Genomic DNA, 12,702 nt, shown 5'->3' with positions numbered 1-12,702 from the left:
ACGGCGCCGAGCGCAAGCGAGGTGGAGTCGTGAGTCTGGCGGTCGAAGTGCTCGGTCTGGTCAAGAGCTACGGCAAGATTCGGGTGCTGGACAACATCGATCTGCAGATTCCGGCGGGCACGGTGATGGGTCTGCTCGGGCCGAACGGTGCGGGTAAGACGACCACGGTCCGCATCGTCACCACGCTGCTGCGCCCGGACAACGGGTCGGTGCGGGTGGCCGGGGTGGACGTGCTGCGCAATCCGGGTGCGGCACGGCGGCGGATCGGGTTGTCCGGCCAGTACGCCGCGGTCGACGCGAATCTGTCCGGGTACGAGAACCTGCGCATGGTCGCGCGGCTCTACGGCATGTCGCACAATGCGGCCACCAGCCGCGCCCAGGAACTGTTGAGCGCGTTCGGGTTGGACCATGCCGCGCACCGCCGGGCAGGCACCTACTCCGGTGGTATGGCGCGGCGACTCGACCTGGCCGGCGCGCTCGTCGCCCGGCCCGCGGTGGTGGTGCTCGACGAACCGACCACCGGACTCGATCCGCGCGGCAGGCTCGACATGTGGCGCGTCATCGGCGATCTCGTCGACGACGGCACCACCGTGCTGCTCACCACCCAGTACCTGGAAGAGGCCGATCTGCTCGCGGACCGGATCACCGTCATCGACCGCGGGCGGGTGATCGCGCGCGGTTCCGCGGACGAGTTGAAGATGTCCATCGGCGGCGACCGGCTCACCGTCACCCTCGCCGCAGGACAGGACGTCAAGCCCGCCTTGGCCGTGCTCGCGCAGGTCGGCATCGGCGAGCCCAGCCACGAGGCGGGCACCGACGAGGCGTCGATCGTGGTCGGCGACGGCTCGCGCACCATGGTCGAGGCGCTGCGCAGGCTCGACGACGCGGGCGTGTGCGTGGTGGACGCCAACGTGCACCGCCCCAGCCTGGACGACGTATTCCTTTCTCTCACCGGCACGCCGGCCCGCGACGGGGCCGACCGCCAGCCAGAAACCGATGACGTACAAGAGGAGATTCTGTCGTGACTGCGGTGGTCGATACCCCGAAAATGCCAGCCGTGCAGCTCGATTCGGGGCCGCGGCTGCGGATCTTCCGGGACAGCGCGATCGTCGCCTACCGCAATCTGCTGACCATCCTGCGGGTGCCGACGTTGCTGGTGACCGCGACGATCCAGCCGCTGATGTTCGTGTTCCTGTTCGCCTATATCTTCGGGGCATCGCTGGGCGGCAGTCAGTACCGCGAGTTCCTGCTCGCCGGAATCTTCACGCAGACAGTCGCTTTCAACGCGGCGTTCACCACCGTCGGGCTGGCCGGTGACTTGCAGAAGGGCATCATCGATCGGATGCGGACGCTGCCGATGTCGCGGCTGGCCGTGCTGATGGGGCGCACGCTGTCCGACCTGGTCGTCAATGTGCTCAGCGTCGCGGTGATGGTCGGCTGCGGTTACGTGGTCGGCTGGCGGATCAACGGCGGAATCGCCGACGCCGCACTCGCTTTCGGGGTGATCCTGCTGTTCGCCTTCGCCATGTCCTGGGTCGGCGCGCTCACCGGCCTGCTGTCACCCACCGTCGAAGTAGCGCAGAGCGCAGGCCTGATCTGGCTGTTCCCCCTGTCTTTCATCTCCTCGGCCTTCATCTCCGCCGAGACCCTCCCCGGTCCGCTGCGCACGATCGCGGAATGGAACCCGATCACCGCGGTCTCAGCCGCAGGCCGCAAACTCTTCGACAACGACGCACCCCCCACCTTCGCCCCCGCTACCGGTTGGGCCGCGGATCATTGCGTCGGCTACGCCATCGGCTGCTCCGTCGCCATCCTGGCGGTAGCGGTGCCGTTGGCGCTGCTCCGCTACCGGAAGGTGGCCAGTCGCTGAGCCCGGATCGCCCGGTAGATCGTCTCCCGCGCCCTCGCGCCCTCGGGTGTCGGGCTGGTCGCCCAGAAGGGGAGGCGGGACACGTGAGTGAGCACGCCATGACGCCCCACTCGAGGCTGAGCCGATCGACCAGCGGGACATGGGGGCGGGAAAACGCGAGGAAGCCCGCCGTGATGTCCCACTCGGCACGCAGCTGCTCGCCCAGCGGGACATAGCGGCGGTGAGCCAGCGCACTGCGGCCCGTTGGTCATGAATGGAGTGCCGCAGGGTATGCGAAAGGCCGCCTTCATCTTTCGATGTAGGCGGCCTTTTCGACTAACTACCTCCGGCCGGGCGGCAAGACCGCCCGGCCGGAGAGCGGAAACCTGCCGGCCCGCGGGTGACCCGGCGGAACCTAAACCCGGCGGCGAGTCTTCAGCAGATCGAGGCGCTCCTTCAGCAGCTCCTCCAGCTCTTCCTTACTGCGCCGTTCCAGCAGCATGTCCCAGTGGGTGCGCGGCGGCTTGACCTTCTTCGTCTCGACGGTGGTGCCTTCGATCAGCATGCCTTCCTGACCGTTGCGGCACAGCCACGTCGGGGGGATCTCGGCGTCGTCGGCGAACGGGACGTCGAATTCTTCCCCGTTGTCGGTGCGGTATCGGGCGATCCGACGCGGAGCCAGGTCGTGGTCGCGATCGGTCTCGTAGCTCACCGCTCCGAGCCGACTGCCCCGGAGTACGCGATCTGCCATGGTGTGCCTCTCCCTGTGTGCTCGAGTCTTGTTGCTGCGACCGTACGAGCGTCTGGTGCTCGCTGGACCTTATGTGCAACGAACGGGCCTGCGCCGATAGTTCCCGACGGGCCACGGAACCGTTCCATTGTAGTGCCATCGGCGTGCCGACCTCGCCACGCCCGCCATCCGGCGGTTCAAGGGGGTCGTTGAGCGGCTGAGGGCGGTCGAAGCATTAAGGTTCTGCGTCATGTCGAGCCGCTTGTTGTCCTGCCTGACTTGCCGCTAGGGGGTGTGTTCCATCTCTGATCGTCGTCACTCTCGCCAACTGTCCTGCCTGTGGTGTGGGCGAGAGATCGTGGAGTCGGAGGCCGGGCGTCGCCGCCGGTACTGCCGCCAGTCCTGTCGTCAACGTGCCTACGAACACCGCAACAGCCTCAAGGGCACGGGCATCCCCGACGATTCCGTCGTCCTGAGCGCCCAAGAGGCCGCCGACCTGGCCGATCGCTGGTTCGCCGCCCGCTGCGCCGCCGAAGACGTCGCCATCGCCATCGAAGAGAACGCCAGCCCCGAAGAACTGGCAACCCTCGGCAAAACCCTCCTCGAACTAACCCGCGACGCCGAACGCCTGCGCTGACCTGCGGCGGTATGTCTGGACTCGCCCGCGACGCGACACCCACGTCGACCGGACCCGCATCGCTGACTTGACGAAGGTTCCGTGCTCCTGACTGCGGTTGCAGCATGCGTCGAGAACGCGGAACCTACGTCAGGAGGGGATGGCTCGGTTTTCGGTCGAACCGGCGGTCGGCTGGATCCGCGTGCGGGAGTTCGCGGTGGTTGCCAACGGCGGAATTAGTGGGAGCGGCATGGTGTCGGTGTCCGCGGCGGGATCGGCTGACTCGGGATGCGTGCGCGCTCGCCGGTAGACGGCGCCGAGGAGCAGGGCCACTCCCGCAGTCAGTCCGGTAACGGAAGCCAGGGTGGTGGCGTCCGGGTGGATAAGGGACTGGGCGCGCATTGCCTGTGTGAACACAATGGCGAGGAGGCCGGTGTAGCCGAGGGCGAGCACGCCGACCACTGCTGCTCTGGTGCGTTCGGCGCGCAGCCAGGGGTAGCGAGGGGCGAGCCAGGCCAGCACGATGACGGTGAGCAGCAGGATCTGGATGCCGTGCAGGCCGACGAAGTGCGGGACGCGGAGGTCGCCGCCGATGGTGCTCCAGTTGGTGATCGGCATGCCGGGTGCGGCGTCGCGGGGGGAGAGGTCGCGGCTGGCGGGGTCGATGACGGTGTGGCCGGAGATCAGTTCGATCACTCTGCCGTTGGTGTCACGCACGAGTTGCTTGCCGGTGTATCCCATCAGATAGCCCATGGCCATGCCGGCGACGGCGAGGGCAAGCCCGAAGTGAATCGCGCGGGCGGTCGGCCGGTCCACCAGGCGCTGCCACGCCAGGATCACCACGATGACCAGGTTCGCGAGGAAAAGCCCCGGCACGCCGGACATGAAGATGCGCTGACCGATCTCGTTGACGGGATCGGTGTCGAAGTTGTTGAAATGACTGAACGTTCCGCGCGCCGCCTGCACGGCGATGAAGCCGACATCGAGGACGCCGGTCACCGCGAACGTCGTGCCCAGCCACCACGTCGCGCGACTTCCCTTGTGCGGCAACGACAGCAACCACGCCAGGGTGAGACCGTAGAGGGCGAAAGCGAAACCGAACTTCAACGGCTTCAACCACACCGACTCGCTGAGCAGCACGCGATCGTCGACGAGCAATCCCACCAGCGAGGTGACGGTCAGCGCGGTCATGACCAGCGCCATCCAGGTCAGCGGCCGATGCAGGCGGGCAACGGAACCGGTGCGGTGGCGATGCCGCACCTGCGCCGACCGGTCGGCGAGCGCGGCGGAATGTGATGTGGGCATTCCCCGAAGGTAGGGATCGACACCCTCGGAAGACGTCCCGCCGCAGCATTATTCGCGTCTAGTACCGGGGTATTGAGATGGGTGACAACCCCCGGTGCCATGGGATGAGCGTGCCGCGGGACGGGCGGCACCCCCTCAGCCATCGCTGCTGCGGTGGGACGTTTCGTTGTCCGGCGGCCCATCGTTCGCGCGGCCGCCGTCTCGGGGCCGGAGTCGTCGACCACTCGCACAGCGGAGCATTCGGTGGTCGCGGCGGCAGGCCACCATCGTGGCCCGCTGGGCAACCCGCCTGCTCACCACTCCTGCGGCAAGCCGAGTCCGAGGCCGGACGCTTCTCCGCGCCGAACTCAGATGGCGGGCAGGCTGGTGTCGGGGAACGAGTGGTGTTCGTGCGCCACGATCCACCGCTCGTTTTCCTTGCGCAGGCCGAGGGTGAGGCGGAGCCGTCGACCCGGGTTCTTGGCGAAGTCCTCGGCTGTCCCGCACAGCAGCAGGGCGTGGGCGAACGCGACGTCCGCGCCCGCCGTGACGTCCAAGGAGACGATCTCGAACGTCGCCCCCTGCGCCTGCCACTCGAAGAAGCCGGGCCAGGCCGCCTGGTAGGCGTCGATGCCGCGCAGACCTTCGTCCGGCGGCGGCACATCGAACATGACGATGTCGGGGGCGTGATCGGCGAGAACGGCGGCCAGGTCGCCCGCGTGCACGGCGGCAGCCCACCGCTCGATCAGAACCCGGATCGTCTTCTCGTCGTCCGACATCGTTTCATCGTCCCTTCATACGGCGCCTCACCAGTACGTTCGGCATGCAGTGAGCCTGCCGAAAAGACGCATGGGGCGCAATGGATTCCGTGTCTTATGTGAGATATCCCGACCTGTACAGGCCGGTTTCCGCTGCTACAGCCGGTGCCGAAGTCACATCCGGGTGCCGGATCACAGTCCGGCAGCGATGTCGTCCCGATGATCAGCCCCGAACGCCGCCTGAAGGCAACGGAGGAGACCCTGGGCGCCGCGATCGCCGTCGCATCTGTCCGGACTACGGCACCGGCCCTACCGCACGGCAACCGGGGCGAGCGTCGAGCGTTTGCGCCCGTATCCGAGGTAGACCGCGACGCCGACCAGCACCCACACCGCGAACCGCACCCAGGTCAACCCGTCCAGCGTGGTCGCCAGCAACACACACCCGACCAGCGCCAGCACCGGAACCACCGGCACGAACGGGGTGCGGAACGGCCGCTCCCGCTCGGGCTCCGCCTTCCGCAACACCAGCACCCCGATGCACACCACCGCGAATGCGGACAGCGCACCGATGTTCACCAGCTCCACCACGACGTCGATGGGCAGCAGCCCGGCGATCGCCGCACACACCGTGCCGAGCAGCAGCGTCAGCCGCACGGGCGTGGACCGCTTGCCGGTCTGCGCCAACCCGAAGGGCAGCAACCGATCTCGGCACATCGCGAAACCCAGCCGCACCTGCGCATACACGATCATCAGCAGACCCTTGGTCAACGCGATGATCGAGGCGATCACGATGACATTGCCGATCCAGCCGATCTTCAACCCGTCGAACGCGGTAGCGATCGGTGCCCCGTTGTTCAGCGTCGCGAACGGCGCCATACCGGTGAGCACGGCGCTTACCAGGGCATAGAGCACGGTCGCGATGAGCACAGTGCCGATGATGGCGAACGGTATATCCCGGCGCGGGTTGCGCGCCTCCTCCGCCGAGGCGGCGACGACGTCGAAGCCGAGGAACGCGAAGAACGCGATCGCCGCACCGCCGATGATGCCGCTGACGCCGAACGGCGCGAACGGCGTCCAGTTCTGCACGTCGATATGCGGGGCACCGACCGCGACCACCAGCACCAGCACGCCGATCGTCACGCCGACCAGCACCTTGGTGATCCGCGCGGTCAGCGACACCTCGCCGACCAGCACCGCGACGATCGCACCGATGATCAGCATCGCGGGCAGGTTCACGATCCCGCCCTCGGTCGGCCCCGCCGCGATGGCCTTCGGAATGGTGATGCCGAACAACGAATCCAGCGCCGACACCGTGGTCCCGGACCAGCCGATCGCCACCGCGGCCCCGGCGATCACGAACTCCAGCAACAGATTCCAGCCGACCAGGAACGCGGGCCCCTCGCCGAGCGTGGCGTACGTATAGGTGTAAGCACTGCCGGACACCGGCACCATCGCCGCCAGCTCGCTGTAGCAGAGCGCGACCAGCACACACACGGTTCCGGCCAGCACGAACGACAGCACGATCGACGGCCCGGCTTTCTCCGCGGCGGCCACACCGGTGATCACGAAGATGCCCGCGCCGACAATGGTGCCGACACCCATCGCCGTGAGGTCGATGCGGCCGAGCCTGCGCGCCAGCGTGGGCGCTCCCTCGGACATCGCGGTGTCGGGCAAACGGCGGCGCCATCGCTGAGCGGCTGGGGTGGTCATGACTCCCTTACGAACTCGTCCAGAGGTCCCGCCTGAGCGCCGAACCGACAGACCATTCTCGTAGGAGTGCGTGCGCCGCCGTCAACTGGGGGTCTGCTACCTGCGCAAACGCACCCTCATCGGTTCCCCGCCCACCGAATCGGATGCGAAACCGTGTGCGGGAATCAGTGGGTGTGCGGTGTCAGACGAGCGACTGGATCGCCCGACGCCACACCACCGCGAAACGCGTGGGAACGGAGCGCGTCAGCTGCTGGACGACGCCGCGAACGGCGTCGCAACCGGCGCGGCGGCCGGCCGAGACGGATGCGTCCACAATCCCTTGCGCTCGAGAATCGGCAGCACCCCCTCGCCGAACCAGTACGCCTCCTCCAGATGCGGATACCCGGACAGGATGAAGTGACTGATCCCGAGCTTCGAGTACTCGATCAGCCGCTCGGCAACCTCGGCGTGCGAGCCGACCAGCGCGGTGCCCGCCCCGCCACGCACCAGCCCGACACCCGCCCACAGGTTGGGTGCGATCTCCAGCCGATCGGTGGCGCCCCCGTGCAACTCGGACATGCGCCGCTGCCCCTCGGACTCGCTGCGCGCCAAGCTCGCCTGCACCCGCTCGATATCGGCCGGATCGATGCCTTGCAGCAGCCGATCCGCCTCGGCCCACGCCTCTTCCGAGGTGTCGCGGCTGATCACGTGGATGCGCAGACCGTAGTCGAGGATGCGCCCCTGATCGACGGCCAGCCGCCGGATCCACTCCAGCTTCCTGCTCACCGCGAGCAGCGGTTCACCCCAGGTGAGATAGGTGTCGGCGTAGCGGGCCGCGACCGGACCGGCCGGCGCGGAGGAGCCACCGAAGAACACCGGCGGAATGGGATCGGGCCGGTTACTGAGCAATGCGTCGCGGACGTGAATGTGCTCGCCCTCGAAGGTGATCGGCTCGGGCGAGCGCCACAGCTCGCGCACCACGTGCAGGAACTCGCCGGTGCGGGTGTAGCGCTGCTCCTTGTCCAGGAAGTCGCCGTAGGCCTGCTGCTCGTGCGGCTCGCCGCCGGTCACCACGTTCAGCAGCAGCCTGCCCTGCGAATGCCGCTGGAAGGTACCCGCCATCTGCGCGGCCAGCGTCGGGCTGACCAGGCCGGGGCGCAGCGCGACCAGGAACTTCAGCGTCTCGGTGGTGTCCACCATCATCGCCGTGGTGAGCCAGGCGTCCTCGCACCAGGCGCCGGTCGGGGTGAGAACGGCCTCGAAGCCGTTGTCCTCGGCGGCGGCCCCGATCTGGTTCAGGTAGCGCAGCGTCGCGGGGCGGTCGCCGGACATGAAGGTGCCGTGCCCGCCGGCGACGAGGCCGCGCGAATCGCCGTAGGTGGGCAGGAACCAATGGAACGACAAACTCATGGAGCCAACTCCTCAGGAAGCGGGGAACAGGTCGTTGAAGCGGGTGTCGGTGTAGTCGGCGATGTTCACCTTGCGCGGGATCAGCCCGGCGTCGGCGAACGCGTCGGCCACGCCCTGCTCGGCGGCGATGGCGGCGGCGTCGAGCGGATGGTCTTGGTACGGGCCACGTTTCACGACGGTGAGCGCGACGTCGTAGGGCAGGCCGGTGAGTTCGGCGTAGGTCTTCGCCCACTGCTCGGGGTGCGTGTTGACCCAGGCGTGCGCCCGAGCGATGCGGGCGAGCAGGTCACGCAGCGCGGCGGCGGTCGCCTTACTGCCCAGTGCTTTGTCACCGGCGACGTAGAAGGCGTCACCGGTCACATAACCGTTGCCGCTCACCAGGATTCGTGCATTGGCCTGCTGCTCGGCTTGGGCGGTGTACGGATCCCAGATGGCCCACGCGTCCACCCGGCCGGTGGTCAGCGCGGCCAGTGCATCCGGCGGCTGTAGGTACTGCGGCTCGATCTGGTCCCATTTGATGCCTGCTTTGCTCAGCACCGCGAGCAGGTGGGCGTGCGCCGAGCTGCCTTTGGTGACGGCAATCTTCTTGCCGCGCAATTCTTCCGGACTGCGCAAGGGCGAATCCTTGGGCACCACGATGCCCTGACCGTCCTTGCCGGCCTGGTACGCGCTGACAATCTTGATCGCTGATTTGGCCGCCGCGGCGAAGATCGGCGGGGCATTGCCGACGCCGCCGATATCGACCGCACCGGAGTTGATCGCTTCCAGCATCGGCGGGCCCGCCTGATACTGCGACCAGGTGATCTTGTAGGGCGTCGCCACCTCGCCTGCCGCAGTGAGCAAGGCTTGCAACCCGGTGCCCTTCTGATCGCCCGCGCGCACCGTCACCTGGGACAGGTCGACCGAACCGTCCGGACGCACCGCCGCGTCGCCGGACTTGTCGGACCCGCAGGCCGTGCCGACCGTGACGACCAGTGCGAGAGTCGTTGCGAGCAGCAGCCTTCTGGCTTTCATTCGGTTCCTTCCGGTGCAACGCCGAGTTCGGCGAGCAAAGTTTCGCGCAGGGAGAGCAGGTGCGGGTGATCGCTGCGGCGCGGACGCGGCAGCTCGATGCGGGATTCGTGGGCGATGCGGCCATCGCCGAGCACCAGCACCCGGTCGGCCAGGCGCAGCGCCTCGTCCACGTCGTGGGTGACCAGCAGGACACCGGGGCGGCGGCGCTGCCACAGGTCGATGACCAGGCGATGGATGGTGATTCGGGTCAGTGCGTCGAGGGCGCTGAAGGGTTCGTCGAGCAGCAGCAGATCCGGCTCGCGGACCAAGGCCCGAGCCAGGCTGGCCCGTTGCGCCTCACCGCCGGACAGCGTCAGGGGCCAGGCATCGGCGCGCTCGGCCAGGCCGACCTCGGCCAGTGCGGCGCGGGCCGCAGCCTTGGGATCCGGGTGCCGCAAACCGAGAAACAGGTTGGCCAGCACCCGTTTCCACGGCACCAGGCGCGGTTCCTGAAAGGCGACGGCAATGGTGCCGTGCGTGGTCAGCTCGCCCCGAACGCCTCGATCGAGACCGGCCAGCGCGCGCAGCAGGGTGGACTTTCCCGAGCCGCTGCGGCCGAGCAAAGCGACGAATTCGCCTGGGGCGATGTCGAGATCGAGACCGTCGAGCACGCGGCGGCCGTCGAAATCGCGCACGAGCCCACGCACCCGGGCCACCGGCGGCTCGGATACCACCGGCTCGGCGGTGATCACTGCCCCAAGAACCCGCGTCGCCATGCCAGCGCCTTCCTCTCGATCAGTCGGACAAACGCGTCGGTCAGCAGGCCGAGCACGCAGTACACCAGCAGGCCGACGACGATGACGTCGGTGCGCAGGAATTCGCGGGCGTCGTTGATCAGAAAACCAAGTCCCGCATCGGCATTGACCTGTTCGGCGACGATCAACGCCAGCCAGGCGATACCCAGCGACTGGCGCAATCCGACCAGGGTCTGCGGCAGCGCCCCCGGCAGCACGATGTGCCCGAGCAGCGCGAGCCGGCCGAGCTGCTGCACCTCGGCCAGCTCGGCCAGTTTGCCGTCCACCCCGCGGATACCGGCGAAGGTGTTGAGGTACAACGGGATTGCCGCGCCGAACGCGACCAGCACCACCTTCGGTAGCTCACCGATGCCGAACCACAGGATCAGCAACGGGATCAGCCCGTAGAACGGCACCGTGCGCAGCATCTGCATCGGCGGATCGACCACGTACTCGCCGACCGTGCTCAAACCGGCCAGTACGGCCAGGCCGATCCCCAGCACGGCTCCGATCACGAATCCGGTCGCCGCGCGGCCGAGCGATACCGTGATCGCTTCCTGCAACGTCCCGTCCCGCAGCAGTTCCCAGGTGGTTTCCGCGATGGTGACCGGCGACGCGAGCAACCGCTCCGGCAGCACGCCGGTGGCGCTGGCAACCTGCCATGCGACTACGAGGACCAGCGGGCTGACGGCCCGCAGCCAGGTCTTGCGCGGCCGCCAGCGAGCCGCCGACCGAACCCGAATCGGTGTCGGCTCCAAGACAATTGATGACACGCGACACCTCGGGTAGGGGACAGGGACGCGGATCGCCGCTGAGCGCGCCGCAGTTATCCATGCTGTGCGCGCCGCGGGGCGGAGTCACCGGTTGAAACCAACCCGGTTTTAATTGGGCCGCCCCTCGTCAGCGTGTTCCCAGCAACCGCTACTAGACGTAACCTGAAATAACACGTAACCTCGACAAGGAGCTCTCGGTCGAAGGTGACCGAGGCGTGACCAGACGAAACGAGATCCTCAATGACGCGGCATGTCGACGTACTGATCATCGGCGCGGGCCTCTCGGGCATCGGCATGGCCTGCCACCTCACCCGTGAGCAGACCGGACGCAGCTACGCCATCTTGGAGCGCCGCACCGCCATCGGCGGCACCTGGGACCTGTTCCGGTACCCCGGCATCCGGTCCGACTCGGACATGTTCACCTTCGGCTACGGCTTCCGCCCGTGGATCGGCACCAAGGTGCTCGCCGACGGTCCGCACATCCGCCAGTACGTCGAGGACACCGCCGTCGAATACGGCGTCGAAGAGCACATCCACTTCGGGCGCAAGGTGACCACCGCCCGCTGGTCCAGCGAGGCAGGCATCTGGACCGTCGAGGCGCTGAACGAGCAGACCGGCGACGTCGAGACCTTCACCAGCAACTTCCTGGTCGGTTGCACCGGCTACTACGACTACGACAACGGTTACCGGCCCGAGTTCCCCGGCGAGGCGGACTTCGGCGGGCAGATCGTGCACCCGCAACACTGGCCCGAGGACCTCGACTACCGCGGCAAGCGCGTCGTCGTCATCGGCAGCGGTGCCACCGCGATCACCCTCGTGCCCGCGATGAGCGGCGACGCAGCGCACGTCACCATGTTGCAGCGGTCGCCCACCTACATCACCGCGCTGCCCGCCGACGACCCCGTCGCCGTCGGCATGAAGCTGGCCCGGGTGCCCGCGAAGATCGCCTACCGGGCGGGCCGGGCGCGCAATATCGCCTTGCAGCGCGCCAGTTTCCAGCTGTCTCGCACCAATCCCGCGGCATCCCGCAAGCTGCTGCTCGCCGCGGTGCGGCTGCAGCTCGGGCCGAACATCGACATGCGGCACTTCACGCCGTCCTACAACCCGTGGGACCAGCGGCTGTGCGTCGTGCCCAGCGGTGACCTGTTCAAGGTGCTGCGCAGCGGTAAGGCGTCCATCGTCACCGACCGCATCGAGACCTTCACCGAGACCGGTATCCGGCTCGCCTCCGGCGAAGAACTGCCCGCCGACATCGTGATCAGCGCGACCGGGCTGCGCGTGCAGATGCTCGGCGGCACCACCCTCGAGGTGGACGGCGAACCCGTCGTCACGCGCGACCGCGTCGTCTACAAGGGTGCGCTGCTCGACGGGGTGCCCAACGCACTCATGGTCCTCGGGTACACCAACGCGTCCTGGACGCTGAAGGCAGACCTTGCCGCCGAGTACTTCTGCCGGGTTCTCAACCACATGAAGGCGCACGGTTACACGCGGATGGTCGCGGTGGCCGAAGAAGGCGACCGCTCGCCCGACTCGGTCATGGGTGGCGCGCTGACCTCCGGCTACATCCAGCGCGGTGACGCGGTGATGCCGCGTCAAGGTGTTCGCGGCCCTTGGCAGGTCATCAATAACTACTTCCGCGATCGCAAGATGCTCCGTAAGGGCCCGATCGAAGACGGTGTTCTCACCTTCTCCCGCAGCGCGAGCTCCGCTGGGGATGCCTCTGAAGGACGTCCGTTGGAAGCGACCCGCACCGCCTGAACCTCGGTCGAGCTGCCGCGCTGCGGTAGCGGCCCACGCCGGGCCGGC

The 12,702-nt window shown here is 67.8% G+C and carries 12 protein-coding genes; 4 read left to right on the top strand and 8 right to left on the bottom strand.

The window, feature by feature from the left end; genetic code table 11:
* Positions 1-29: 29 nt before the first annotated feature.
* Positions 30-1,025 (top strand): ATP-binding cassette domain-containing protein, encoded by a 996-nt coding sequence (locus DMB37_RS05385; RefSeq protein WP_135231749.1) that lies wholly within the window; start codon positions 30-32, stop codon positions 1,023-1,025.
* Between the two features lie 62 nt (positions 1,026-1,087).
* Complete coding sequence (locus tag DMB37_RS05380; protein ID WP_107660618.1) at positions 1,088-1,870, top strand: ABC transporter permease; 783 nt, start codon at positions 1,088-1,090, stop codon at positions 1,868-1,870.
* Positions 1,871-2,264: 394 nt separating this feature from the next.
* On the opposite strand, the gene DMB37_RS05375 is transcribed toward DMB37_RS05380, so the two are convergent.
* Complete coding sequence (locus DMB37_RS05375) at positions 2,265-2,600, bottom strand: RNA polymerase-binding protein RbpA (RefSeq protein ID WP_040731279.1); 336 nt, start codon at positions 2,598-2,600, stop codon at positions 2,265-2,267.
* Between the two features lie 280 nt (positions 2,601-2,880).
* Here DMB37_RS05375 and DMB37_RS05370 point away from each other — a divergent pair, with 280 nt between their 5' ends.
* On the top strand, positions 2,881-3,216 hold the full coding sequence (locus DMB37_RS05370) for a hypothetical protein (RefSeq protein WP_107660617.1): 336 nt from the start codon (positions 2,881-2,883) through the stop codon (positions 3,214-3,216).
* A 129-nt stretch (positions 3,217-3,345) separates the two neighbouring features.
* Here the strand turns inward: DMB37_RS05370 and DMB37_RS41235 are convergent, their stop codons facing one another.
* From DMB37_RS41235 to DMB37_RS05335, 7 genes are all read right to left on the bottom strand, one after another.
* Positions 3,346-4,500, bottom strand: a complete 1,155-nt coding sequence (locus DMB37_RS41235) for a hypothetical protein (RefSeq protein WP_370465328.1) — start codon at positions 4,498-4,500, stop codon at positions 3,346-3,348.
* Between the two features lie 347 nt (positions 4,501-4,847).
* Positions 4,848-5,258, bottom strand: coding sequence for an SgcJ/EcaC family oxidoreductase (locus DMB37_RS05360; RefSeq protein ID WP_135231748.1), 411 nt, complete (start codon positions 5,256-5,258; stop codon positions 4,848-4,850).
* A gap of 288 nt (positions 5,259-5,546) precedes the next feature.
* Positions 5,547-6,947 (bottom strand): APC family permease, encoded by a 1,401-nt coding sequence (locus tag DMB37_RS05355; protein ID WP_135231747.1) that lies wholly within the window; start codon positions 6,945-6,947, stop codon positions 5,547-5,549.
* A gap of 243 nt (positions 6,948-7,190) precedes the next feature.
* Positions 7,191-8,336 carry an LLM class flavin-dependent oxidoreductase gene (locus DMB37_RS05350; RefSeq protein ID WP_135231746.1) on the bottom strand — a complete coding sequence of 382 codons (1,146 nt, stop codon included), beginning with the start codon at positions 8,334-8,336 and terminating at the stop codon, positions 7,191-7,193.
* Between the two features lie 12 nt (positions 8,337-8,348).
* On the bottom strand, positions 8,349-9,350 hold the full coding sequence (locus DMB37_RS05345; RefSeq protein WP_135231745.1) for an ABC transporter substrate-binding protein: 1,002 nt from the start codon (positions 9,348-9,350) through the stop codon (positions 8,349-8,351).
* Positions 9,347-10,105: an ABC transporter ATP-binding protein gene (locus DMB37_RS05340; protein WP_206055194.1), complete on the bottom strand. Its 759-nt coding sequence runs from the start codon at positions 10,103-10,105 to the stop codon at positions 9,347-9,349. Before DMB37_RS05340 ends, DMB37_RS05345 begins: the two co-directional genes overlap by 4 nt.
* Positions 10,078-10,887 carry an ABC transporter permease gene (locus tag DMB37_RS05335; protein ID WP_370465396.1) on the bottom strand — a complete coding sequence of 270 codons (810 nt, stop codon included), beginning with the start codon at positions 10,885-10,887 and terminating at the stop codon, positions 10,078-10,080. The genes DMB37_RS05340 and DMB37_RS05335 overlap by 28 nt, the downstream gene beginning before the upstream one ends.
* Positions 10,888-11,136: 249 nt before the next feature.
* Between DMB37_RS05335 and DMB37_RS05330 the strand changes: the two genes are divergently transcribed.
* Positions 11,137-12,654 (top strand): NAD(P)/FAD-dependent oxidoreductase, encoded by a 1,518-nt coding sequence (locus tag DMB37_RS05330; protein ID WP_135231744.1) that lies wholly within the window; start codon positions 11,137-11,139, stop codon positions 12,652-12,654.
* Positions 12,655-12,702: the final 48 nt, after the last annotated feature.

The organism is Nocardia sp. CS682 (assembly GCF_004634405.1).
Taxonomy (GTDB): domain Bacteria; phylum Actinomycetota; class Actinomycetes; order Mycobacteriales; family Mycobacteriaceae; genus Nocardia; species Nocardia ninae.
The sequence above is the reverse complement of the archived record's forward strand: the minus strand, read 5'-3'. Positions and strand labels throughout refer to the sequence as shown.